Consider the following 25,124-nt stretch of genomic DNA (forward strand, 5'->3'; position numbering starts at 1 on the left):
TGCACTATCCTGAAGCCGGGATGTCGTATTCGAATGCACTCAAGCCTCGCCCCTTCGGAGACGTTATGACCCACGATGTTCTCGCCAAAGAAACCAATCGCCGCCAGTTGCAGCAGATCATTTCCGGGTTGTCCGACGGTGTGATTCTGGCCGAGGTCGACCAGACCATCCTCTGGGCCAATGACGCTGCCTTGACCATGCACGGGGTCAGCGCCGTCGAAGACCTGGGCGCCAATACCGAGGCCTACGCCGAGCGTTTCGCCTTGCGCTATCGCAATAACCATCCGTTACAGCTGGACAGCTACCCGTTAAGCCGCGTGGCCGCTGGTGAAGAGTTCAGCGATGTGGTGGTGGAAGTCACCCCTGCCGCCGACGAGAGTCGCTACTGGGTGCACCGCTTGCGTAGCCTGGTGCTGACCGACGCGCAGGGTGAGCCGGAGTTGCTGGTGCTGATCCTCAGCGACGCCACCGAATGGGCGAGCGCCGAGCAACGCTTTGAAAAAACCTTCAACGCCAACCCCGCACCCGCCGTGATCTGCCGCCTCAGCGACCTGCGCTACATCAAGGTCAACCAGGGTTTTCTGGAGATGACCGGCTACAACCGTGACCAGGTCATCGGCAAATCCGTGTATGAACTGGACGTGCTGGAACAGGCCGAGCGCAAGGACCTGGCGATCCAGCGCCTGGGCGAAGGCGCAACTATTCCGCAGATGCAGGCCGAACTGAGATTGCCCGAAGGTGGCAGCAAACTGGTGATCGTCGCCGGCCAACCGTTGGACATGAACGAGGAAGACTGCATGTTGTTTTCCTTCACTGACCTTGAGCCGCGACGCAAAGCGGAAATTGCCTTGCGACAGAGTGAAGAGCGCTTCGCCAAATCCTTCCGCCTGACGCCGGTGCCGACCCTGGTGTGCAGCGCCGACAACCGCCAGGTGGTGGATGTCAACGAAGCCTTCATGACCATCACCGGCTACATCAGCGAGGAGTTGATCGGCAAATCCATCGAAGACATCAACTTTATCGACAGCCCCCAGGCCGGCGCGCAGTTGTTCGCCACCCTGGAAAAAGCCGGCAACCTGGACGGCCAGGACCTCAAGGTGCGCAAGAAAGGCAACGAGGTGATCGACTGCGTGGTGTCAGCCGACACGGTGATCATCCAGGACGTGCCCTGCTACCTGATGGTGCTGATGAACATCACCGAACGCAAACGTTCGGAGCTGGAACTGGTGGCGGCCATCGAGGAAGTCATGCAGGACGCGTCCTGGTTCAGCCAGACCCTGATCGAGAAACTGGCCAACGCCAAGAGCGTCAACAGCCCCAACCTGCCGAATGTCTCATTCACCGACCTGACCGCCCGTGAGCGTGATGTGCTGGGCCTGATCTGCGAGGGCCTGGCAGACAAGGAAATCGCCTCGCGCCTGAAACTGGCGCCCAATACCGTACGCAACCACGTGGCCACGGTGTATTCCAAGCTGGGGGTGCACAGCCGCAGCGCGGCCATCGTGTGGGCCCGTGAACGCGGGCTGTTCGCCGGTGAATTGCGCCTTAAAAACAAACCCTGACCCTTGCAAATGCACTAGTGCACCTAGTGCGAATTCGCCTTATGGCGCGAGGGTGCACGCCATAACCTTCAAGGGATCGTATTTATGCCTTGAAGGAACCTGCATGTTTACCCTCTCTCAACTGCGCAACTGCATCGAAGAAGGCCTGTCACCGCTGACGTGCGAATTCACCCTGTGCCGGGATGCGTCCTTGACCCTCAAGGTCTACGACGCAGAAACCGGCCGTGTCGACCTGGTGGTTACCGGCATCAGCACCAACCGCCTGCAAACCCCGCAGGAAGTGGCGAAGATGGTGGATGAGTTGCGCTACGAACTGCAAAGCAACAACGTCGGCAAGCTCACGCTGGATGATTTGCCTTCATCGCCGCTCCCATGAAATAGAACACCCCGCCGCCAATGATAAACGCCCCCAGCATATAGAACATGTAGTGGGCCGGCAGGCTGGCCAGCACCAGCCCACAAAGCACCGGCCCCAGCGCGGCACCGAGATTGGACAGGTTCTGCGCCCCGTAATACATGCCCCGCAGGTGGTCCGGGGCGATTCGGTCGATAAACATGTACTCGGCCGGGAACACGATGATTTCCCCGACGGTAAACACCGCCATTGCCAATACCCACCACAACACGCTGGTGGACAGCGCGAAACCGATCAACCCCAGCATGAACATGCTCAAGCCCGCGATCAGCCATTGGCTGAGATAGCGATGCGAAATGCGCCGACCAATCAGGTACTGCAAGGCAATCACCAGCACGGCGTTGGTGGTCAGCACTGCGCTGATCACGGTGTAGGTGTATTCGGCGGTGGTGGTGGTTACCAGGTATTGAGACAGGTAGGCCGTGAACTGGCCGAACACCACCGCACTGAGCAAACCGCCGAGGGTGAAACACACCAGGCGACGATCTTGCAGCAGCACACGGGCGACGGCCAGAAACGGCACCGGTTTTTGCGTGGCATCCACAGTGGCCAAGGTGCGGTCGCCCCACCGCCAATACAGCAGGAAAAAACCGAGCCCCAACAGCGCCGACAGAATAAACGGCAGGCTGATATCCAGCTTGGCCACCATCGCCCCGAAGGCCGGCCCCACGGCATAACCGATATTGGTGAGGGTATATTTGATTGAAAACACTTCACTGCGTGCGTCTTCGGGCAACAGGCTGGCGAAGCCGGCTTTCACCGCAATGTCGATGACCGCGTAGGCCAGGTTGATCAGGATCAGGCAGCCATAGAACGCCCAGATATCCTGCGCCAACAGCGTGCCGATAAACCCCAGTACAAACACCAGGCTCAATGCGAGCAACAGCCGATAGCTGTTGATGCGGTCGACCAGGAAGCCGCCGTACACGCTGAGCAGCGAGCCGACGATCAGCGAACTGCCGATCACCAGGCCAACCTGGGTAATGTCCAGGGCGAAGTGGCTGGTGAGGTAGATCACCAGGTAGGGAAAGGTGATGGCCTTGGCCAACGTCAGCAGCAAGGTGGCGCACAGCAGCAGGTTCACCGTGCGGGGGTAGGTTCTTATTGTGGCAAGCATCCTGCTTCTTTCCTGTGAAGGTAACGCGACCATTGCGGTCGGTTACCTTAACGCATGAACCACGAAACGAGCAGGTGGCCCGGCAGAATTATTTCTTGACCGGCGTAATTTCAAGGATGGTGCCGTTGGTGGTTTTGAGCAGGACGTACTTGTCGCCTACACGCGCCCATTGGCTCTCATCCTCAGGCTGTTTGAGGCCGCGCTTTTTCCAGTCTTTAATCGCTGATTCCTCGCGCATCAACATGTCCGGGGCGCGATCACCTTCTTTCAAATCACGGGCGTTGATGTTTGAAGGTTGCACGGTTTCCTGAGGGGTATCGCCGGCCTGCACTACAGCGCTGGCGGTGGAAAAGCTGGCAGCGACCAGCAGGCAAGCGGCTAAGGTTTTCGACTTCATGGGTGCTCCTTCAATTAATGGTGCGTACCCAGGTTCCGACCGCGGCGGCGCAGAATCATTCAGCCCGCTCAGTTTCCCCTGTGGCCAGCTCGGCCTTGCTGACCCATACAGTCCGGCCAACAATTGTCCCACCCGATCCGCATCCGATCGCGTGCTACACCCCTGCAGCTCCTGTTCCAGCAAGAATAAATACGCTTCAAACTCCCTCCCGATTGCCTCCATGAAATTAATCATGTAATTTTTCATGAAATTATTCGAACTAAATTTCATGAACCAGCAACAAGAACTCGCCACTCTCGCGACCCTGATCCACGACCTGCGCAAGCACAAGAAACTCACCCTGGCGCAATTGGCGCAAAAGATCGAGCGCTCGGTGGGGTTTGTGTCCCAAGTGGAACGCGGGTTGTCGCAACCCACCGTCGCCGACCTGACCGCCATCAGCCACGCCCTCGATGTGCCCACCACCTATTTCTACAGCCTGCCCAAACCCAAGGCGGTGGACTGGGTGACACGCCCCAACGAGCGGCGCACGGTGTATTACGCCAATGGCATCACCGACATCCTGGTGTCGCCGAGCATGAACGGTGCTTTCTCGATGCTCGACAGCTTGTTGGCCCCCGGTGCCAACAGCGGCGAGCAAAGCATGAGCGATCGCGCCGAGCAGGCTGGCTTTGTGCTGGAGGGCGAGCTGACCCTGTGGGTTGAGGGTGAGTCCGATGCAGTCACCCTCTACGAAGGCGACAGTTTCCACCTGGCCAGTTTCGCCCACTGCCGCTACGCCAACCTGACCGACCTGCCCGCCCGCGTCCTGTGGGTTTACAACTAGGAGCTGCACCCGTGAAAAGCCCATCTGCAACGTTGCTGGCCGAAGTACGGACCTTTCGCCAGAACCACCCCGACGTGCGTTATGTCGACCTGATCGCCCTGGACATTCCCGGGCATTTCTACGGCAAGCGCTACCCGGTGGAGATGCTTGAAAAAGTCGCCGCCGGCAGCCCGTTGAAGTTGCCGCAGAACGCGGTATTGCTGGGGGCTCAGGGCGGGTTGTTCAAGATTGGCGACTACTGCTTCAACGACGGTGACCCGGATGCCAATCGCCGCCTGGTGCCGGGCACATTGAAGCCGGTTAGCTGGGAATCGCAGCCCTTGGGGCAAATGCTCATCACCTCGGACGGCACCGCAGCGCCGATCGAGTTCGAGCCCCGCGAAGTATTGGCCAAGGTGCTGGAACGCTTGCAGCACAAGGGCATCCACCCGGTGGTAGCGTTTGAGCTGGAGTTCTATCTGTTCGATAAGAAGCTCGACAACGGCCTGCCGCAATTTGCCCGGGACCCGCTCAGTGGTGACGCCGACGACCAGCCCAACCTGCATATCGAGCGGCTCTCGCGCTTCAGCGAAGTGCTCGACGACATGGCGCAAACCGCCCAGGAACAGGGTATCGACATCACCGTGATCACGGCCGAGATTGGTCCCGGCCAGTTCGAGATCAACTTTGGCCACTGCGACGACGGCTTGCGCGCCGCCGACTGGGCCGCGCTGTTCTGCCGCAGCACCCGGGGCGTGGCACTCAAGCACGGTTACCGCGCCAGTTTCATGGCCAAGCCCTACCTGCAATTTCCCGGCAGCGGCATGCATGTGCATGTCAGCCTCTACGACGCGGCGGGCAATAACCTGCTTGCCGCCCATCAACAGCAACCGCTGCGCCACGCCGTGGCCGGTTGCCTGGAGCTGCTGCCGCATTGCATGCCGATCTTCGCGCCCAACCACAATGCCTTGCGCCGCCTGGGTGGCACCGTCAACGCCGCCACCCGTGCCAGTTGGGGCTTTGAAGACCGTGACGCGTGCGTGCGCATCCCCGAGTCCGACCCGCGCAACCTGCGGATCGAGCACCGCCTGGCCAGCGCCGACGCCAACCCCTACCTGGTGCTGGCGGCGATCCTGATGGGCCTGGAGCATGGGCTTGAGGCCAAGCGCGAGCCGATCACATCGCTGAACGAAGACCGTAACAGCGGTACCGATTTCCCGGTGGAGATGCTCGACGCCGTGCGCGCCATGCAGCAGCAACCGGTAGTGCGCGACAAGCTGGGCGCGGAATTTGTCGATGTATATTGCGAGAACAAGCGCCAGGATCACTTGGCTTTCCAGCAAGAGATTCATGCGCGGGAATATCGCTGGTTTCTTTAAAAACTACCGAAACTGACTTGCCCAAAACCTGACTTAAATCAAAGAAAGGCTCTAGCACGGGCCTTTCAGACGGATAAATTGTCGAACAATCCTGGCTTTTGCCGTTGAGACCCATTATCATCCGGCGCCTTCTCGCTACCCGCCGGGTAGCTGTTTCAATGTGTCACCCGAGGCGCCCATGTACCGTTTTTCGTTTCACCGCCCTTTGATTGCCATCAGTCTGGGGCTTGTTTCCCATTCCGTCAGCGCTGCCCTGCAACCTATTGCCGAAGCGCCGTTGGCCAACGACACCGAATTGCACTGCCACTTCAACCGCGACGCCAGTACCGACTGCACCACCACTTACCGCTACACGATCCTCAAGCCCAACGGCCGCGAAATGCTTTCGCGCATCGACTTCGATTACTCCGAAGGCGATACCTTTGAGGTGATCAGCGCACAGTCCACCCAGCCTAGCGCCAAGCCGGTCCCCCTGGCGGCCACTCAAATCGACACGCGCAGCGCGCCCAACCCGGACCAGGGCTTCAGCCGCGACAAACAAACCTCCCTGGCCTTCCCCAACTTGCGCGTGGGCACAAAGATCCGCTACACCGTACGCCAGCACTACCCGGCCAAACCGCTGATGACCCAGTTCCATTACGTGCTCAAGTTCGGCCCCGGCGCGGCCCGCCGTGATCGCTTCAAGGCGCGCTTTACCGCCGAACGCCCGATCCAGTGGCGCAGTGAAATGTTCGACGCGTTCAACGTGACCCCTTCGAGCAACGGCAAGACCCTGGACGTGGCGCTTAAAGCCCCGATCTACCTCAACTACATCAATGAATCCTCCGCTGCCGCCCTGCTGCGCATCCCACGCCTGGAAGTCGGTAGCGCCGTGGAACGCCAGGCTTACTTCGGTGATTTCGCCCAGCGTTACAACCAGATTCTCGGCGCCAACCTGCCGGCGCAAGCCGCCGCCGCCGTGGCCGCCGCACGCAGCCTGGCACCGGCCGAGCAAGTGGCTGCGCTGATGCAGCACATCAATGATCACTACCGCTACCTGGGTGACTGGCGGGCCAGCGAGCGTGGTTATGTGCCATTCAGCCTGGCGGAAATCGAGCAGCATGGCTACGGCGACTGCAAGGACCTGGCGACGCTGCTGACGGCCATGCTCAAGGCCAGTGGCATCAAGGCCGAGACCGCGTGGGTGAGCCGTGGCGATGTGGTCGACTCCTTGCTGATTCCGGGTACCCAGGCGCCTAACCACGCCATCGTGCGTGCCGAAGTGAATGACCAGGTGTGGTGGCTTGACCCGACCAATCCGGTCTTCGCCCCGGGCCAGATCATGCCCGACATTCAGGACCGCTGGGTGCTGGTCAACGACGCCCAGGGCCAGGTGCGCGAAGAGCGCATCCCGCTGGAGCGGCCCGAAGTTTCGATCCGCCTGGACAAACAAGTGCAGTACGGCAAAGAGGGAGATGGCGCGGTGAAGGCGACTATCACCTTCAGCCGCCTGCCACTGATGCAAATGAGCGTCGCCGACCGCCAGCAAGGCACCACCGCCACCGACCAGAATATCTGCGCCAACTTCGGCAACGACATCAGCGACTGCCAGATCACCCGTGAACCTACCGGCTTTGTGGTGCATGACGGTTATAGCGTCACCGCGCGCATGAATGATCAGCGCGCCCTGGAAAAACTGGCCAATGACTATGTCTACACCGACCCGTCGTTGAAAGACCGGTGGGAGGGCTACATCAACTATCGCCGCCAGGGGCAACAGGCCGACCTTTACCTGGGCAACCCGGAAACCTACGACTACACCTACACCCTGACAGGCGGGAAGATGGAAAAAGCCATCCCCGGCTGCACAGTGCGCTCGCCCTGGTACGACCTGGACCTGGACGGAAAACTGCAGGATGGCTCGCTGCGCTACCACTATCGCCTGAGCCAGAAGAAACGCTGGCTGACCCATGCTGAAGTGGCCAGTGATGCGTTCGGCAAGATGATTGACGAGGCTCGGGCGTGTGCCGAGCAGGTGCATCAGGTAGTTAAGCTCTAAAATCAAACTCAGATCAAATGTGGGAGCTGGCTTGCCTGCGATAGCGGCGGGTCAGCTTGCACATGAGTGACTGATACACCGCCATCGCAGGCAAGCCAGCTCGCACCTTTTAGTCCGTGTGTGTCAGCGGGATTCGCCGAGTAGTAAATGCTGCTCCCGTGCACACAACTCCACCACATAATCCCACAACACCCGCAACCGCACAGACTTGTGCAGCTCTCGGCGCGAGCTGATCCAGTAGCTGCGCTGGATGCTCTCTGCCGGCAGCAACGGCACCAAATCCTTGTCGCCCGCCGCCATAAAGCATGGCAACACGGCAATGCCCAACCCCGAACGCGCCGCCTGGTGCTGGGCGATCACGCTGGTGCTGTGGAACACCACCTTGGGGTTGCGACAGAAGCTGTTGAGGAACTTCAGTTCCTGGCTGAACAGCAGGTCATCGACGTAATCGATCCAGGCATGGGCGGCGAGGTCTTCGCGCTTTTCGATCGGCGGGTTGCGCGCAAGATAAGCGCGGCTGGCATACAGCGCCAGACGGTAGTCGGTGAGTTTGCGTGTCACCAATTGATCGACGCTGGGGCGTTCCAGGTGGATGCTGATCTCCGCTTCGCGATTGAGGATGCTGACAAAACGCGGTACGGCCACCAGCTCCACTTCCAGACCTGGGTAACGCTCGAACAACCCGCCCATGCGCCCGGCGAGGAACATCACGCCCAGACCTTCGGCCACCCCCAGACGTATCTTGCCCAAGGGCGCGGCTGAGTGGGTGAGTTCGTCTTCGGCCAGCAGCGCCACGTTCTCCATGACTTCGGCATGTTTGAGCAGCGCCTCGCCCGCGGGTGTCAGTTCGTAGCCTTGGGCGTGTTGCACAAACAGCGCGGTGCCGAGGCTTTTCTCGATGGCCTCGATATGCCGGGCCACGGTGGCATGCGTGGTTTTCAAGCGTTGCGCGGCGGTGAGCAGGCGGCCACTGCGCTGCAACTCGAGAAAAAACCGCAGGTCATTCCAGTCGAACATATCGCCTCCATTGCCTGAGCCCGGACCGCGCTGTTTAAAAACGCACAGCAGCTGGGTAAAAACTAACATTTTTAAGACGAAAACTAACAACTAGGATGGGGCCAACAAGAAAAACAAGCGAGCCCCCAGATGCCCATTGCAACTGCTGAATACGATTACATCGTGGTCGGCGCCGGCCCCGCCGGTTGCCTGCTGGCCAATCGTTTGTCCGCCAACCCGGCCCACCGCGTCCTGCTGCTCGAAGCCGGTGGCCGCGACAATTACCCCTGGATCCACATCCCCGTCGGCTACCTGTTCTGCATCGGCAACCCGCGCACCGACTGGTGCTTCAAAACCGAGGCGCAGGCCGGCCTGCAAGGTCGCGCCCTGAGTTACCCACGGGGCAAAGTGCTCGGCGGCTGCTCGTCCATCAACGGCATGATCTACATGCGCGGCCAAGCCCAGGACTACGACGGCTGGGCGGCAGCAGGCAACCCGGGCTGGGCCTGGAACGATGTGTTGCCGCTGTTCAAACACAGCGAAAACCACTTTGCCGGTGGATCGGAATTCCACAGCGATAGTGGCGAGTGGCGCGTCGAGCAGCAGCGCCTGTCGTGGCCGATCCTCGATGCGTTTCGTGAGGCGGCAGCCCAGAGCGGCATCGCCAACATCAACGATTTCAACCAGGGCGACAACGAAGGCTGCGGCTACTTCCAGGTCAACCAGAAGGCCGGGGTGCGCTGGAACGCGGCGAAGGCGTTCCTCAAGCCGATCCGCCAACGCCCCAACCTGACTGTGTTGACGGAGGTGGAGGTCGACCGTGTGCTGCTGGAAAACGGCCGAGCCTCCCAGGTTGTCGGGCGCCAACACGGCCGACAGCTCAGCTGGAAAGCGCGCAAGGAGATCATATTGTGCGCCGGTGCCGTGGGCTCACCGGGCATTCTGCAGCGTTCCGGGATCGGCCCCACCAACGTGCTCAAACCGTTGGGCATTGATGTGGTGCATGAACTGCCGGGCGTGGGCGGCAACCTGCAAGATCACCTGCAACTGCGTCTGATCTACAAACTGGAAAATGCGCGCACCCTGAACCAGATCGCCGGCACGCTGTGGGGCAAGATGGGCATGGGCCTGCGCTACCTGTACGACCGCAGCGGTCCGCTGTCGATGGCGCCCAGCCAGCTTGGCGCATTTGCCCGCTCCGGGCCGGAGCAGACGTCGGCCAACCTTGAATACCATGTGCAGCCGCTGTCCCTGGAGCGCTTTGGCGAACCGTTGCACGGCTTCCCGGCGTTTACCGCATCGGTCTGCGACCTGCGCCCGCAAAGCCGCGGCCGCGTGGATATTCGCTCGGCCAACCCGGCGGATGCCCCGCTGATACAACCCAACTACCTCAGCCACCCCGAGGACTTGCGCGTGGCCGCCGACGCCATCCGCCTGACCCGGCGCATCGTCGCCGCGCCCGCCTTGAGCCAGTTCAAGCCGGTGGAATACCTGCCTGGCGATGCGCTGCAAACCGAAGCACAACTGCACGAAGCCGCGGCACGCATCGGCACCACCATTTTCCACCCGGTGGGCACCTGCCGCATGGGCGATGACAAGGACGCCGTGGTCGACAGCCAACTGCGTGTGCATGGCATCCCCGGGCTGCGCATTGCCGATGCGTCGATCATGCCGCGCATCACCTCCGGCAATACCTGCTCACCGACGCTGATGATCGCCGAGAAGGCCGCGCAGTTGATCCTTTCACCGAACACTGTAGGCGCGAGCTTGCTCGCGAAAAACCCACCCGCACCGCGCACCGCAGGGCACCCCGCGTGATCGTTGACGATATATGAAGAAAAACAGCGGCGCCGAAGTTGGCGCCGACAGTGGGACAACAATAAATAATCACTGTGAGGGACACCCAATGTCAGAACATGCTCAACCCCTAGGCTCGGCGGCCAGTGCAAGCACTGCCAGCGAATCAAGAAAAGTCATCTTCGCCTCGTCCCTGGGGACGGTGTTCGAGTGGTATGACTTTTTCCTCTACGGCGCCCTGGCGGCGGTGATCAGCAAGCAGTTCTTTGCCGGGGTCAACGACACCACTGCGTTTATCTTTGCCTTGATGGCCTTCGCCGCAGGCTTCGTGGTGCGCCCGTTCGGAGCATTGGTGTTCGGCCGCCTGGGCGACATGATCGGGCGCAAGTACACCTTCCTGGTCACCATCATTTTGATGGGCGTGGCAACCTTCTGCGTCGGGCTGCTGCCGACCTACGCCAGCATCGGCATCGCCGCACCGATCATCCTGATCGTACTGCGTATGTTGCAGGGCCTGGCGCTGGGCGGCGAGTACGGCGGCGCGGCCACCTATGTGGCCGAACATGCGCCACCCGGCAAGCGCGGCCTGCATACCAGCTGGATTCAATCCACCGCCACCCTCGGCCTGCTGCTATCGTTGCTGGTGGTGCTGGCCTGCCGTTACTTCACGGGCGATCAGTTCGAAGTGTGGGGCTGGCGCATCCCGTTCCTGTTTTCCATCGTGCTGCTGGGCATCTCGACCTGGATCCGCATGAGCCTGCACGAGTCGCCGTCCTTCCTGAAAATGAAAGAGGAAGGCAAGGCCTGCAAGGCGCCGATCCGCGAATCGTTCGGTAAATGGGAAAACCTCAAGGTCGTATTGATCGCGCTGTTCAGTATCAACGGCGGGCAGGCCGTGACCTTTTACGCGGCGCAGTTCTATGTGCTGTTCTTCCTGACCCAGTTCCTGCGCATGGACCCGGCTCTGGCCAATATGTTGCTGATCATCAGCGTGGTGATTGGCGCGCCGTTCTTTATCCTGTTTGGCTGGCTGTCGGACAAGGTCGGGCGCAAGCCGGTGCTGATGCTCGGCCTGCTGCTGGCGACCGCGCTGTACTTTCCGATCTTCAAGGGCCTGGCGCACTACACCAACCCAGCGATGGACCAGGCCAGCCGACAGGCGCCGATTACCGTGCTGGCCGACCCGGCCACCTGTACTTTCCAGTTCGACCCGGTGGGCAAGGCGCGTTTTGACAGCCCATGCGACAAGGTCAAGACCTTCCTGGTCAAGCAGGGCCTGCCCTACAGCAGTGCCGCCGCTCCGGCAGGCAGCCCGGTGCAGGTGAGCGTGGGCGATGTGCGCATCGACGGCTTTGACGAGGCGGCACTGCGTGGCGCCGTGACCCTGGCCGGCTACCCGTCTTCGGCGGACGTGGCCCAGGTCAACAAGGTGATGGTGGTGGTGCTGATCGTCGTGCTGATCCTGATCGCTGCCATGTGCTACGGGCCATTGGCGGCGCTGATGGTGGAGCTGTTTCCGACGCGTATCCGCTACACGTCGATGTCCCTGCCCTACCATATCGGCAACGGCTGGTTTGGCGGGTTCCTGCCGACCGTATCCTTTGCCCTGGTGGTGTACACCGGCGATATCTTCTATGGCCTGTGGTACCCGGTGGTGGTGACTGGGGTGAGCTTGATCGTCGGTTTGTTCTGCCTCAAAGAAACCCGGCATGTGGATATCGATAACAACTGAGTTCGTTTGAACACCGAAGATCCCTTGTGGGAGGGAGCAAGCCCCCCCTCCCACATTTTGGTTGTTGTTGCTCACACAAATTGCTGTACATCCATACAGATAATGGTTGCTCAAATCCTTCTGACTAAGCATCCTGCAAGGCATCAACCCGATCTGATGTGATGACCATGCGGCTGTACCTCTGTGAAAAACCCTCCCAGGCCAAGGATATCGCGGCCGTGCTCGGCGCCACACGCCGCGGCGACGGCTGCTGGCTGGGCAATGGGGTTACTGTCACCTGGTGCATCGGGCACCTGTTGGAAACCGCCCCGCCCGACGCCTACGACGCCAAATACAAACGCTGGGTGCTGGCCGACCTGCCGATCGTTCCGGAAAAATGGAAGATGCTGGTCAAGCCCAAGACCGCCAGCCAGTACAAGGCGGTCAAGCGCTTGCTGGGGGAAGCCCAGGAGCTGGTGATCGCCACCGATGCTGACCGTGAGGGCGAGATGATCGCCCGTGAACTGGTGGAGCATTGCCGCTACCGTGGGCCGATCCAGCGGCTGTGGCTGTCTGCACTGGACGAGGCCTCCATTCGCAAGGCCCTGGCGGCGCTCAAGCCGGGCGCCGAAACCTTCAGCCTGTATCACTCGGCCCTGGGCCGCTCCCGCGCCGACTGGCTGATCGGCATGAACATGAGCCGCCTGTTTACCCTACTGGGGCGCCAATCCGGCTATCAGGGCGTATTGCCGGTAGGCCGGGTGCAAACCCCGACCCTGCGCCTGGTGGTGGACCGTGATCGCAGCATCGCCGATTTCGTACCGGTGGCGTATTGGGCCATTGATGTCGACCTGCGTCACGAAAGCATGACCTTCACCGCCCAGTGGCGCGCCAATGAAGATGCCTGCGATGATCAGGGCCGTTGCCTCAACCCGCAACTGGCGCGGGACGCTGCCGACGCCATGGGCAACGCGAACACGGCGCGGCTGGTAAAGCTGCGCACCGAACGCATGCGCGAAGTTGCCCCCCTGCCCTTTGACCTCGGCACACTGCAGGAAATCTGTTCCAAAAAGCTCGGCCTGGGCGCCCAGGAAACCCTGGATATTGCCCAATCCCTCTACGAAACTCATAAGGTCATCACCTACCCGCGCAGCGATTGCGGCTACCTGCCGTTGAGCCAGCACAGTGAGGCGCCAAAGATCCTCTCGGCGCTGGGCCGTGCGGATGCGGCGGTCAACGAATTGATGCCGCACATCGACCCTCAACGCCGCTCGCGGGCCTGGAATGACGCCAAGGTCAGCGCCCACCACGGCATCATCCCCACTGGGGCGGGCAAGGATTTAAGCCAACTGACCGGCAAGCACCGTGCGGTCTACACCTTGATACGCGCGCGCTACCTGGCGCAGTTCCTGCCCAACCATGAATACGACCGCACCCAGGCAGATTTCGACTGTGCCGGCCAGGCGTTGCGTGCGGTGGGCAAGGTCATCATCGAAGCCGGCTGGAAACGCGCATTGCCCGAGGCACTGGCGCCCGCCAAAGGCCGTGAAGCGCCTGCGCCCCAGGCCTTGCCGACGCTGGTGCAGGGCCAGGACTACGCCGTGGCCAAGGTCAACCTCAAGGACCTGTGGACCCAACCACCCAAGCCCTTTACCGAAGGCGACCTGATCAAGGCGATGAAAAACGTCGCCAAACTGGTGCAAGACCCGCTGCTCAAGCAAAAGCTCAAGGACACCACCGGCATCGGCACCGAAGCCACTCGCGCCGGGATCATCCAGGGCTTGCTGGACCGCGGTTACCTGGTGAAAAACGGCAAAGCCCTGTCGGCAACCCCAGCCGCGTTCAGCCTGATTGACGCGGTGCCCCGCGCCATTGCCGACCCAGGCACCACCGCCATCTGGGAACAAGCGCTGGACATGGTGCAAAGCGGCGAAATGAGCCTGGAAGAATTCGTTGCCAAGCAGGCGGCGTGGATGAGCAAGCAGGTGGCGCGCTGTAACGGTATGCGCATGACCATCACCGGCCCCGCCAGCCTGGCAGGTCGAGGTGCCACGCCCTGGAAGAAGAAACGCAAGAGCGGTCCACGCAAGGCTGCGGCCAGTCCAAAGCGCACAAAGAAACCGACAACGGCGGGCTAGAACGCGTAAAAATCCGGCAAATGACGTTTTTCGACAGGTTTAACGCCGCTTTGGGTCTTGCCCTGCCGCAGGCCGTCTAGGATTCTTTAGGGGACCCTGACTACCTAAGAACAACACCGGAGTGGCCGCCATGAAAACCGTCGCACAATTGCTCAAAGCCAAGGATCAGAAAAACCAGGACGTTCACACCATTCAATGGGACCACACGGTGTTCGAAGCGCTGGTGCGGATGTCTGAGAAAAACGTCGGTGCCTTGCCAGTCGTCAAGGAAGGTGTGGTCGTAGGGATCATCAGCGAGCGTGATTACGCACGTAAACTCATTCTCAAAGGCCTGTCGTCGGTGACCACTCGGGTCGACGATGTTATGAGCTCTCCCGTCATCACCGTCGACACCCATAAAAGTGTCGAGGAATGCATGAACATCATGACCGACAGTCACCTGCGCCACCTACCGGTGGTCGAAGACGGCGAACTGTTGGGCCTGCTGTCCATCGGTGACTTGGTGAAGGAAGCCATCGCCGAACAGGCTGATCTGATCAAACAGCTGGAGCAATACATCCGCGGCGAATAGGGGACACCATGCTCGACACGCTGGAACATCAGGCAGACCACCTCGAAATCCTGCACCGGGCTATGGCTGAACGACGCTTTTTAGCCTTGACCGGCGCAGGCATCAGCACCTCGTCGGGCATCCCGGATTACCGCGACAGTGAAGGTGTACGCCGGGGCAAAGCACCGATGATGTACCAGGAATTTCTTGCCACCCCGGATGCGCGACGCCGTTACTGGGCGCGGGCGATGCTGGGTTGGCCGCGTGTGCGCATTGCGCAGCCGAACAAGGCTCACCTGGCACTGGCGACACTGCAACACCATGGCCATATCAGCGGGCTGATCACGCAGAACGTCGACACCCTGCATGACCAGGCCGGCAGCCATGACGTGATCGAGTTGCACGGCAGCTTGCATCGGGTGCTGTGCCTGGATTGCCAACTGCGCAGCGAGCGCGATGTGATCCAGCGGCAAATGGAAGTTGATAACCCGCATATGGCGCAGGTTCACGCCGTGCAAGCGCCGGATGGCGACACCTTGCTCGATCCGGCGTTTGAACAACACTTCCAGGTGCCCCACTGCCCCCATTGCAACGGCGAGCGGCTCAAACCTGACGTGGTGTTCTTTGGCGAGAATGTCGCACCGGCGACGGCGCTGAAGGCGATGGCGGCGGTAGAACACGCTGAGGGCCTGCTGGTGGTGGGGTCGTCACTGATGGCCTATTCGGCGTTCCGATTGTGCAAGGCCATGGTCGAGCAGCGTAAGCCGGTGATTGCGATCAATCTGGGCAAGACACGCGGGGATGAGCTGCTGCAGGTTAAAATCCAGGCCTCCTGCGAGCAGCTACTGCCGTTGCTCGTCGACCGGCTCCTACAGGAGGGTTGAAACGCCCGACCTGCACCTCCAAAAAATGACGCCCAAGTCACGTTTTCCCGCATTCCCCCGCCCCCACAACAAATTATGTAGTGATCAAAAATAATCACTACATAATCGTTGACGTAACCTTTTTGTCCTTGCATGATCTAGACGTCTCCCGGATCGGGAGCGTTGGTAACAAGCGTTTTGAACAGGCTCGTCTGACCGCCGAGCTGTTTTTCCGGATGTGCACTGCCCACAAGGCAGATTGATGAAGCTGACCAGCCCCGAAAGGGTCTGGTACAAGGAGCTAAAACGCTGCTTGTCTTCGTTATGAAAGCGTTGCGTAGCAGTTCATCAGCAAGACTACATGCATCAGGTTCAAGACCCTGCCCGTATTCGGCAGACCGTCACTGACGCCCGGTTTTCGGAACCGGAGACAACTACGCAGTTTTAACGAATCAATTGATAGATCGCCAACTGGTCAAGGGGCTTACACATGAATCTGAACAACCAACCAACTATCGATGAATTGGCTGAGATGTTCGCAGCGCAGAAAGACACACTCGACGACCATATCCTGTGGATTGGCAAATCGGGCGAAGTGCAAATTGACTGCCTGGCGCCCCATACCGAAGAAGCCGAGTTCGACCGCAATAACCGTGAACTGGCGGCGCGCCTGAAGATGTACCGCCGTGGCCAGGGCTATGTCGGAAAGAAGGCTGCGGCTGATCGAAACTTTATCGAGCAGGTGTTCGATACACTCAACAATGCCTGGGCATCTTTCAAAGACAGCTCGCAAGTTAAAGTGATCGACCGCTACTACTAAGTATTACTCAATCAATGCGGGAGCTGGCTTGCCAGCTCCCGCATTTTTTATAACGTTAGAAAGTTGGAAACCTGCCCTTCCCCGCCTCATCCCGAAAAATATCGAACAACACTTGCGCCGCCGCCGACAACTCATGGCCCGGTTTGGTCAACACGCCAATTGGCCGCTCGATCACCGGGCCGGTCAAGGTAATGCAATGAGCACCCGCCTCCTCCATCTGCCGGGCACATAACGCTGGCACGGCGCTGACGCCCAGCCCGCTGGCGACCATCTTCCCCACGGTCGCCAGTTGATGGCTTTCCAACGCTACGGGCAATTTCATCTGCAAGGCACCAAGGTGTTCTTCCAACATCACCCGTACCGTGGAGGGGCGTTGCAACGTGATAAACGGTTGCTCCAGCAAGGTTTTCCAATCGATCTCGGCACGCTGAGCCAACGGCGAATCCCCTGGCACCACGGCGATAAAGCGATCCAGATATAACGGCGTAAATGCCAACGATGACCCCTCGGACGGCTCGAATGCCACGCCCAACTCCACCTGACGGTCGCGCACCATCTCCAGCACTTGCTCGTTGATCAGGTCATGCACCGTCACGTTCACCTGAGGGTAACGTGCGCGGAAGATCTTCAGGATCGGCGGCAACAGGTTACCGGCAAACGACGGCATGGCCGCCACCGTCACGCGCCCGCGTTGCAGGGTAAAACGCTGGCGCAGTTCGTCCTCGGCGTTGTCCCAGTCGGCAATCAACCGGCGCGCCAGGGGCAACAGCGATTCGCCCTCCGGGGTCAACGCGACGTTACGGGTATTGCGGCTGAACAGGCGCCCGCCCAACCCTTCTTCCAACCCCTTGATGGTCAAGCTCAGTGCCGACTGAGAAAGGTGCAGGCGCTCGCAAGCAGCAGCAAAACTCAGACTCTGAGCAACGGCGAGAAAGGCACGCATCTGTTTGACGGTCATGAGGCAGCTCCAGACAGCAGTTGGACTATGCTGTTTTCTAAATCAATCAACCTTAAAAAACAACTTAACAAATCAATCCACTGGCGCAACACTCAACGCACTGGCTGGACCACAAACAATAAAAGAGGTGCATATGGCAGGTTTCGATAAACGCGTGGCGTCCTATGAAGAAGCACTGGCAGGCCTGGAAGACGGCATGACCGTGCTCTCCGGCGGTTTTGGCCTGTGTGGCATTCCGGAAAACCTCATTGCCGAGATCAAGCGCAAAGGCACCCGCGACCTGACGGTGGTTTCCAACAACTGCGGCGTCGATGGCTTCGGCCTGGGCGTGCTGCTCGAAGAAAAACAGATCAGCAAGGTGATCGCCTCTTATGTGGGTGAAAACGCCTTGTTCGAGAAGCAGCTGCTCAGCGGCGAAATCGAAGTAGTCCTCACCCCCCAGGGCACCCTGGCGGAAAAAATGCGCGCAGGCGGCGCCGGCATCCCGGCCTTCTTCACCGCCACCGGCGTCGGCACCCCAGTTGCCGAAGGCAAGGAGACCCGCGAATTCAACGGCCGCCCGTATTTGATGGAAGAGTCCATCACCGGCGATTTCGCCATCGTCAAAGGCTGGAAAGCCGACCACTTCGGCAACGTCATCTACCGCCACACCGCCCAGAACTTCAACCCGCTGGCGGCCACCGCGGGCAAGATCACCGTGGTCGAAGTCGAGGAAATCGTCGAACCGGGCGAGCTGGACCCGGCGCAGATCCACACCCCTGGCATCTACGTCGACCGGATCATCTGCGGCACCTTCGAGAAGCGCATCGAACAGCGCACCGTCCGCAAATAATCCACGTCCAGAACAATAAGAGGAAACAACCATGGCTCTTACCCGCGAACAAATGGCTCAACGCGTCGCCCGCGAAATGCAGGACGGTTACTACGTGAACCTGGGCATCGGCATTCCGACCCTGGTAGCCAATTACATCCCCGACGGCATGGAGGTGATGCTGCAATCGGAAAACGGCCTGCTCGGCATGGGACCGTTTCCTACCGAAGAAACCATTGATGCCGACATGATCAACGCCGGCAAGCAAACCGTCACCGCACGCATTGGCGCCTCGATCTTCTCGTCCGCCGAATCCTTCGCGATGATTCGCGGCGGGCATGTCGACCTCACCGTGCTCGGCGCGTTTGAAGTGGACGTACAAGGCAACATTGCCTCGTGGATGATCCCCGGCAAGCTGGTCAAGGGCATGGGCGGTGCGATGGACCTGGTGGCCGGTGCGGAAAATATCATCGTGATCATGACCCACGCGTCCAAAGACGGTGAGTCCAAATTGCTCAGCCAATGCAGCCTGCCGCTGACCGGCGCCAACTGCATCAAGCGTGTGCTCACGGACCTTGCGTACCTGGAAATCGAAAATGGCGCTTTTGTCCTCAAGGAACGCGCACCTGGCGTCAGTGTTGAAGAGATTGTGAGCAAGACCGCCGGTAAACTGATCGTCCCGGACCACGTTCCAGAAATGCACTTCCAGTGAGGACAGATTCCATGCAAGACGTCGTGATTGTTGCTGCCACCCGCACCGCCGTGGGCAGCTTCCAAGGTTCGCTGGCGAACATCCCGGCCCCGGAACTGGGTGCCGCCGTGATCCGTCGCCTGCTGGAGCAGACCGGCCTGGACCCGGCCCAAGTCGATGAAGTGATCCTCGGCCAGGTGCTCACTGCAGGCAGCGGCCAGAACCCGGCGCGCCAGGCTTCGATCCTCGCCGGCCTGCCCCACGCCGTGCCGAGCCTGACCCTGAACAAGGTTTGCGGCTCGGGCCTCAAGGCCCTGCACCTGGGCGCACAGGCCATTCGTTGCGGCGACGCCGAGGTGATCATTGCCGGCGGCATGGAAAACATGAGCCTGGCACCCTACGTACTACCCGCCGCGCGCACCGGTTTGCGCATGGGCCACGCGAAGATGATCGACAGCATGATCACCGACGGCCTGTGGGACGCATTCAACGACTACCACATGGGCATCACCGCCGAGAACCTGGTAGACAAGTACGGCATCAGCCGTGAAGCCCAGGATGCGTTCGCCGCCGCCTCCCAGCAAAAAGCCGCCGCTGCCATTGAGGCCGGACGTTTTGCCGACGAGATCACCCCGATCCTGATTCCCCAGCGCAAAGGCGACCCGGTGGCTTTCGCGGTGGACGAACAACCCCGCGCCGGTACCACGGCCGAGTCCCTGGCCAAGCTCAAGCCGGCGTTCAAGAAAGACGGCAGCGTCACCGCCGGCAACGCCTCCAGCCTCAACGACGGCGCCGCCGCCGTGCTGCTGATGAGCGCCGACAAAGCCCGCGCCCTCGGCTTGCCTGTACTTGCGCGTATCGCCAGCTACGCCAATGCGGGCGTAGACCCGGCCATCATGGGCATCGGTCCGGTATCGGCCACTCGCCGCTGCCTGGACAAGGCCGGCTGGCAGTTGGCAGACCTGGACCTGATCGAAGCCAACGAAGCCTTCGCTGCGCAATCTTTGGCAGTGGGCAAAGAGCTGGAATGGGACGCCGATAAAGTCAACGTCAACGGCGGCGCGATCGCCATCGGCCACCCGATTGGCGCCTCAGGCTGCCGCGTGCTGGTGACCCTGCTGCATGAAATGATCAAGCGCGACGCCAAAAAAGGTTTGGCGACGCTGTGCATTGGCGGCGGCCAAGGCGTGGCCCTGGCACTCGAACGCGGCTGAATCGGATCGCTATTGTGGCGAGGGAGCTTGCTCCCGTTGGGCTGCGTAGTAGCCCCATGCCAATAAGAGCAACACAGAAAAGGCCCGGTTCCACGAAAAGCCAGGCCTTTTCTTTTATCGATTCCCTACCTGTAAGCACTCGGTCAGACGGTGGGAGCTGGCTTGCCTGCGATAGCGGTGTGTCAGTCAAATTATTGCTGACTGATACACCGCTATCGCAGGCAAGCCAGCTCCCACATTTGATCTCATTGCCTGTCACCCTGTGGCACCGCAAACACCGCACTCGCACGCAGCACAATGCGCTCCTGCACTTGCAAACTCAGCGTCGCAAACGCCATCTGCCGCCCGCGCTTGTGGCTTTCCAAACGTACCACCATCCACTCCCCCACCTGCACGGCGCCCAGGTAGTCCAAGGTCATGCTGGCAGTAATCAACGGCAGCGGTGGCTCACTGGAAAACGCCATGGCGTATCCCATGCCAATATCGGCCAGGCAAATCCCCGGCAATGCTTTGCGTTAATGGACCAGACCGGCTTTAATCGCGATCAATTTCTCCTGCACATTTCAAGGAAACGTAATGCGCCACCTGGACGGCAATTCCCACCCGCTTCGCGCGCCGCTGTTGATTTTGCTCGCTGGCCTGGCCTTGGCCGGTTGCTCACCCAAGGACCACTCTCGCGCCACGGTCATCAATGGCGAACAGGGCAAGGCCGGGGCGCAACTGGCCTATGAGCATGAACTGACCCTGGCCCTGCCCGGCGCTCTGCTCGCGCCGCGTATGCAGGCCACCCGCGAGGCGTGTGAAACGGCACGCTTTGGTGCCTGCAATATCCTTGGCATTACCGAAGACAGCAACGGCGGCCAGATCATCCTGCGGATCGCACCCACGGGTGTGGAACCGATGGTCGCCCTCGCGGCTGAAGGCGGCAAACTCGGCCAGCGCATCACTACCGCCGAAGACCTGGCCGATGCGATCGACGATGTGCGCCGCCGCCAGCAGCGCCTGCAAGCCCAGCAGCAACGCCTCGACGAACTGGCCAAGCGCAAGGATATCAACGTCAGTGACTTGATCGTTCTGAGCAAGGAGCAAGCAAGTATTGAAAATGAGTTGCAGGCATTGGCCCAGGTTGCCGCCGGCCAGCAACGCCGCCTCGATACCAATCGCGTGACCCTGAATTTCCGCTCTTCTGACGGTGCGAACCAAGCGTCACGTTTCAGCCGGATGTTCAGCCACCTGGGAGACAACCTGGTGAACGGCACGGCAGACGCCCTGGAGCGTGCCAGCTATGTGCTGCCGTTTGTGATCCTGGCGTTCCCGGTGGTGTGGCTGTGGGTTGGGTTGTGGCGCCGGTTCGTCAAGCGTCGCAGCTGATCAGCGCTTGATACAGCGCTGATAGCGCTCATCCACACGCTTGGCAAACCAGGCCGTGGTCAGGTTGCGGGTGATCTTCGGGCTCTTGAGCACAATGCCCGGCAGGATCGCCCGTGGCAGCGGTTTGCCGGCCGCCTGGTCGGCCAGGCTGAAGACGCGCTTGTACAGCGTGGTGTCCTCGAAGTCCAACTGGTCGCCCTGCTCCAACTGGCTGCGGATGCTCGGGTTGCGCATGTCCAGCTTCGCCCCCAGTGAGCGCACTGCCAGTTCGGTGGTGCCGGGCAGCAGGGAGCCATAGCGGATCAAGTCCCCATCCAGCGCCAGCTCTTTACCCGTCACGCGGCTGACCGCGGCCTGGAACGCAGCATTGCGGCTGGCGTACCAACCGGCATTGAAATCGGCAAAGCGGTACAGCGGCTGGTCGTAGCTCACCGGGTAGCCGAGCAAATGGGCGATGCCGAAGTACATACCGCCGCGACGGGTGAACACTTCACGGCGAATCGTACCGTCCACCGTGTAGGGATAACCCCGCGCCTGTTTTTGTGCAAAGTCGATACTGACCTGCATCGGGCCTGCGGTGTGCACCGGGTTGAAGCCGCCAAACAAGGTATTACCCAGGGGCACCATGCTGATGAAGTCATCGAAGATCGCGCTCAAGTCCTTCTCCGTGCGTGCGGCATTCAAGCGGTCGGCGTAGGTTTTGCCGGTGGGCGAACGCAATTGCAGGGCGCTGCGTACCACGAACGCGGGCACATGCACCTTGCCGGCGCGACGCAGGATTTCATCCTGGGCGATCTTGCCCATGCCCGGCACAGGCGGGTCGACCTGATAGGTAGACTCCTGCTCGGTCACCGCCAGCACGGCGCAGATGTTTTCGGTGCTGGGGTAGATTTTCTGGGTGTCGAAGGCGGTGTAGATGTCCTGCGCCCAACCGTTGCGGTCCGACACCTTGGCCGGCAGCAGGCGCACGATCTGCGCCTTCACCTCGGCCTCACTGCGCTCGGGTTGCTGCGGGCCACGGGAGGTGGAACAACCGGCCAACACCAGTAAAGGCATAAGGCAAAAGAGCAGACGACTTGGATACATGAGGCTTCCTTGGTTAACGACAGACCGGGCAGTGCAGATATCGACAGGTAAGTCTAACCGGGGTTCGTCGGTGAGCCGAAGCGGATGCCTGGCTTTAGCTGAAACATCCCACATAACTGCCGGATAAGCGCTACTCCCCTGCCCTGTGAACCGCTGCAAAGTCCCTCGCCTGATTGAACAGTGCGAGGGATTGCAGATGGTTGTTTTCGTTACGCCCCCGGTTGATGGGGTTGGCGCTTGAACCCGGTCATTGGCAGGCTGGCCCTGACCCCAATGAACGTGAAAACGGTCGACGTTGAAGGCGTCTTCCGTGACTTTCGCGATTGCTTGAACACCTTTGACGATTGGGCCAATAGCTTCTGGAGCTTCTCGGCGCTGGAGCTTGAGCAGGTGTTCAAGGTCGGCGATGAGGTAACGCTCGTTGCCCCGATCAATCGCTCCCTGTTTCCCAGCAGCACCGTCGCCACCTGCCGGGCCAACGGTACGTTGACCCTGGTGCATATGTTCCAGAGCACGCGGTTCGTGCCGATCGGCGACACAGCGGTGATGCTGCAACGCGTTGATCCAAACGGCGGTCCGCTGGGCGAGCCCATCCACAAGACCATCGGCCCGAGCGGCATCCTTGAGATCACCGAGTGTGATCGCAACCAGCAATATCGGGTGAGCTTTTACCCCAACGTTTCCCAGGATCACCTCAAGGCGCTGTATGCTTCCTACCAGTCGGTGATCGCAGCGCTGGAAGCCCGGCTGCGCAAAGAGTGGACCGACACTTTCCAAGCCCAGTGGAAAAGTTACGCAGACGCTCGCCCGCTTGAGCGGCGCCGCCTGCTGGAGGCGGCCTTTGCCAGCGGCATGGTCAAGGCGCTTTACAGCCTGTGGGACAACATTGGCGAGCTGTCGGCGCTGCTGGCGGACCTCAAGCCCAACAGCGAAAAACTGCTGCAATACCTTTCTCAAACTGAGCTCGATGAACTGCTGACACTGAGCAGTGACGCGATCGCCCAGGGCTTGCTGGTGCTCAGTGATGAGCCGCTGTTGTTTATCTATCTATCGGCGCTGGTCAGCTGGATGCGCATGCTCCCGCCGCCGGAGATGGCTGAACTGTGGGGCGAAATTACCGGTGAGGTCCTGATCAATCTGCTGCTGATTCGCGTCTTGGGTGCGATGGGCGTAGTGGTGCGATTGGGGGCTGGTGTGCTCAGTCACGTCAAATCCGGGCGCGCACGAGCGTTGTTGGAATTGCTGGCCAAGCAAGTAGTGGGGCCAGGGTTGGGGCCGCATGTCGAGGTCGCCAAGCCTGTGTTGCTGAGCAGTGCCGCGACGCCGGTCAAGGCCGTGCCGGTGGTGCCGTTGAAGGCAGGCGATACGCTGGTTTCGAACCCGGTGTCGATGGTGCGCAGCAAGACCCAACGCACCACGTTGGTCCGCCAGGAATCGGTGGATGATGCGCCTGCCGTGGCGTCGAATCCGAAGGGAGATGCGGCGGCTCCAGCAGATAAGACGGTCACTCATGGTTGCCCGGTGTCGATGGTCACCGGCGAGGAATTGCTGACCCTTACCGATGGCGCGCTGGACGGGATTTTGCCGTTTGAGTGGACGCGGCTGTATCGCACCAGTGCGGTGGAACTGGATTGCGGGTTGGGGTTTGGCTGGAGTCATGCGCTGGCGCACAGGCTTTGTGTGTCGGGCGATTCGGTGGTGTGGACCGATCATGAGAACCGCTCGACTACCCTGCCCTTGCCGACTTCTGCTCGGCCTGCGATTACCAACAGCCTGGCGGAAGCGGCGATCTACTTGGGCTCGGCTCCTGATGAGTTAGTGCTGGCCCAGGCGTCGCGGTTCTATCACTTTCGCGACGGTGTACTGACTGCGATCAGCGATGCGTATGACAACCGCCTGCGCATTTGCCGTGATCCTTCCGGGCGGATCGAGGGGCTGGATAACGGTGCTGGTCGCTCGCTGCTGCTGCGTTATGAGCTGGATCGAATCGTGGCGGTGGACTACCAGGTGCATCGCGCCAAAGGGCGTGAGCCCTACGTCTGGGAAACCGAGCAGAACGTTGTTTCCTACGCCTATGACGAAGACGGACGACTGGTTTGCGCGACCAATGCCGTCGGTGAAAGCGAGCGTTATCGGTACGACGATCAGCACGTCATTGTTGAGCGGCAGTTGGCCGGTGGGGCGAGTTTCTTTTGGGCGTGGGAGCGTTCCGGCAAGGCGGCACGTTGCGTCCGGCATTGGGCGAGTTTTTCGCAGATGGACACGCGTTATGCCTGGGGGGATGACGGCCGTGTCACGGTGCATAACGCCGATGGTAGCCAGGAAGTCTATGTCCACGACGACCGGGCGCGGTTGGTGCAGCGCATCGATCCGGACGGCGCGCAGCATTTCAAATCCTACGATGC

21 protein-coding genes and 1 pseudogene are annotated in these 25,124 nt (G+C 60.5%); 16 read left to right on the forward strand and 6 right to left on the reverse strand.

All coding sequences use genetic code 11. The features are described from left to right. The first annotated feature begins 65 nt into the window (after window positions 1-65). Both E4O97_RS26125 and E4O97_RS26130 read left to right on the forward strand, forming a co-directional pair. Window positions 66-1,562 carry a helix-turn-helix transcriptional regulator gene (locus E4O97_RS26125; protein WP_032876741.1) on the forward strand — a complete coding sequence of 499 codons (1,497 nt, stop codon included), beginning with the start codon at window positions 66-68 and terminating at the stop codon, window positions 1,560-1,562. Window positions 1,563-1,665: 103 nt separating this feature from the next. After that, complete coding sequence (locus E4O97_RS26130; RefSeq protein WP_005786957.1) at window positions 1,666-1,938, forward strand: DUF1652 domain-containing protein; 273 nt, start codon at window positions 1,666-1,668, stop codon at window positions 1,936-1,938. Here the strand turns inward: E4O97_RS26130 and E4O97_RS26135 are convergent. Together E4O97_RS26135 and E4O97_RS26140 are read right to left on the reverse strand one after the other, a co-directional pair. Next, on the reverse strand, window positions 1,901-3,094 hold the full coding sequence (locus tag E4O97_RS26135; protein WP_032876744.1) for an MFS transporter: 1,194 nt from the start codon (window positions 3,092-3,094) through the stop codon (window positions 1,901-1,903). The genes E4O97_RS26130 and E4O97_RS26135 overlap by 38 nt on opposite strands. An 88-nt stretch (window positions 3,095-3,182) precedes the next feature. Further along, entirely contained in the window at window positions 3,183-3,491 is a 309-nt protein-coding gene (locus tag E4O97_RS26140; protein ID WP_005786954.1) for an RcnB family protein, read from the reverse strand. A gap of 268 nt (window positions 3,492-3,759) precedes the next feature. Here E4O97_RS26140 and E4O97_RS26145 point away from each other — a divergent pair, with 268 nt between their 5' ends. The 3 genes from E4O97_RS26145 to E4O97_RS26155 all read left to right on the forward strand — a co-directional run bounded on the left by E4O97_RS26145 (window position 3,760) and on the right by E4O97_RS26155 (window position 7,713). After that, window positions 3,760-4,317 (forward strand): XRE family transcriptional regulator, encoded by a 558-nt coding sequence (locus E4O97_RS26145; RefSeq protein WP_032881000.1) that lies wholly within the window; start codon window positions 3,760-3,762, stop codon window positions 4,315-4,317. 11 nt (window positions 4,318-4,328) lie between these two features. After that, complete coding sequence (locus tag E4O97_RS26150; RefSeq protein ID WP_032876747.1) at window positions 4,329-5,675, forward strand: glutamine synthetase family protein; 1,347 nt, start codon at window positions 4,329-4,331, stop codon at window positions 5,673-5,675. Between the two features lie 178 nt (window positions 5,676-5,853). Beyond that, a complete protein-coding gene (locus tag E4O97_RS26155) occupies window positions 5,854-7,713 on the forward strand; it encodes a DUF3857 domain-containing transglutaminase family protein (protein ID WP_248162688.1) in 1,860 nt (619 codons plus the stop codon). A 123-nt stretch (window positions 7,714-7,836) separates the two neighbouring features. Here the strand turns inward: E4O97_RS26155 and E4O97_RS26160 are convergent, their stop codons facing one another. After that, entirely contained in the window at window positions 7,837-8,730 is an 894-nt protein-coding gene (locus E4O97_RS26160; RefSeq protein WP_032876753.1) for a LysR family transcriptional regulator, read from the reverse strand. A gap of 129 nt (window positions 8,731-8,859) precedes the next feature. Here E4O97_RS26160 and E4O97_RS26165 point away from each other — a divergent pair, with 129 nt between their 5' ends. From E4O97_RS26165 to E4O97_RS26190, 6 genes are all read left to right on the forward strand, one after another. Then, a complete protein-coding gene (locus E4O97_RS26165) occupies window positions 8,860-10,527 on the forward strand; it encodes a GMC family oxidoreductase N-terminal domain-containing protein (protein ID WP_248162691.1) in 1,668 nt (555 codons plus the stop codon). An 88-nt stretch (window positions 10,528-10,615) separates the two neighbouring features. Continuing rightward, window positions 10,616-12,238, forward strand: coding sequence for an MFS transporter (locus E4O97_RS26170; RefSeq protein WP_216091031.1), 1,623 nt, complete (start codon window positions 10,616-10,618; stop codon window positions 12,236-12,238). Between the two features lie 167 nt (window positions 12,239-12,405). After that, window positions 12,406-14,355, forward strand: a complete 1,950-nt coding sequence (locus tag E4O97_RS26175) for a DNA topoisomerase III (protein ID WP_248162692.1) — start codon at window positions 12,406-12,408, stop codon at window positions 14,353-14,355. A gap of 130 nt (window positions 14,356-14,485) precedes the next feature. Then, entirely contained in the window at window positions 14,486-14,926 is a 441-nt protein-coding gene (locus E4O97_RS26180) for a CBS domain-containing protein (RefSeq protein WP_005786938.1), read from the forward strand. A gap of 8 nt (window positions 14,927-14,934) precedes the next feature. Beyond that, on the forward strand, window positions 14,935-15,789 hold the full coding sequence (locus tag E4O97_RS26185; RefSeq protein WP_216091029.1) for an NAD-dependent protein deacetylase: 855 nt from the start codon (window positions 14,935-14,937) through the stop codon (window positions 15,787-15,789). Between the two features lie 469 nt (window positions 15,790-16,258). Then, window positions 16,259-16,588: a hypothetical protein gene (locus E4O97_RS26190; protein WP_003190335.1), complete on the forward strand. Its 330-nt coding sequence runs from the start codon at window positions 16,259-16,261 to the stop codon at window positions 16,586-16,588. Window positions 16,589-16,643: 55 nt separating this feature from the next. Here E4O97_RS26190 and E4O97_RS26195 read toward each other — a convergent pair whose 3' ends face one another. Further along, the gene (locus tag E4O97_RS26195) at window positions 16,644-17,546 is read right to left on the reverse strand and encodes a LysR family transcriptional regulator (RefSeq protein ID WP_032876764.1); all 903 of its coding nucleotides are present in this window, start codon (window positions 17,544-17,546) and stop codon (window positions 16,644-16,646) included. 133 nt (window positions 17,547-17,679) lie between these two features. On the opposite strand from E4O97_RS26195, the gene E4O97_RS26200 reads away from it, so the two are divergent. From E4O97_RS26200 to E4O97_RS26210, 3 genes are read left to right on the forward strand one after another with little or no spacing between them, the layout of a single operon-like run. Then, window positions 17,680-18,378 carry a CoA transferase subunit A gene (locus E4O97_RS26200; protein ID WP_010211319.1) on the forward strand — a complete coding sequence of 233 codons (699 nt, stop codon included), beginning with the start codon at window positions 17,680-17,682 and terminating at the stop codon, window positions 18,376-18,378. A 31-nt stretch (window positions 18,379-18,409) separates the two neighbouring features. Next, on the forward strand, window positions 18,410-19,069 hold the full coding sequence (locus E4O97_RS26205; protein ID WP_005786928.1) for a CoA transferase subunit B: 660 nt from the start codon (window positions 18,410-18,412) through the stop codon (window positions 19,067-19,069). An 11-nt stretch (window positions 19,070-19,080) separates the two neighbouring features. Further along, the gene (locus E4O97_RS26210) at window positions 19,081-20,262 is read left to right on the forward strand and encodes an acetyl-CoA C-acetyltransferase (protein ID WP_248132999.1); all 1,182 of its coding nucleotides are present in this window, start codon (window positions 19,081-19,083) and stop codon (window positions 20,260-20,262) included. 245 nt (window positions 20,263-20,507) lie between these two features. Here the strand turns inward: E4O97_RS26210 and E4O97_RS26215 are convergent. Beyond that, window positions 20,508-20,753 (reverse strand): annotated as a pseudogene (locus E4O97_RS26215) (acyl-CoA thioesterase domain-containing protein); the annotation flags it as partial. An 85-nt stretch (window positions 20,754-20,838) separates the two neighbouring features. Here E4O97_RS26215 and E4O97_RS26220 point away from each other — a divergent pair. Continuing rightward, window positions 20,839-21,633, forward strand: a complete 795-nt coding sequence (locus E4O97_RS26220; RefSeq protein ID WP_148854151.1) for a DUF4349 domain-containing protein — start codon at window positions 20,839-20,841, stop codon at window positions 21,631-21,633. On the opposite strand, the gene E4O97_RS26225 is transcribed toward E4O97_RS26220, so the two are convergent. Beyond that, entirely contained in the window at window positions 21,634-22,719 is a 1,086-nt protein-coding gene (locus tag E4O97_RS26225) for a DUF1615 domain-containing protein (RefSeq protein ID WP_248162695.1), read from the reverse strand. A gap of 273 nt (window positions 22,720-22,992) precedes the next feature. Between E4O97_RS26225 and E4O97_RS26230 the strand changes: the two genes are divergently transcribed. Further along, window positions 22,993-25,124: DUF6531 domain-containing protein (locus E4O97_RS26230; protein WP_248162697.1), on the forward strand; the 2,132-nt coding region annotated here is incomplete at its 3' end.

It is taken from the genome of Pseudomonas sp. W15Feb34 (assembly GCF_023127765.1).
Taxonomy (GTDB): domain Bacteria; phylum Pseudomonadota; class Gammaproteobacteria; order Pseudomonadales; family Pseudomonadaceae; genus Aquipseudomonas; species Aquipseudomonas synxantha_A.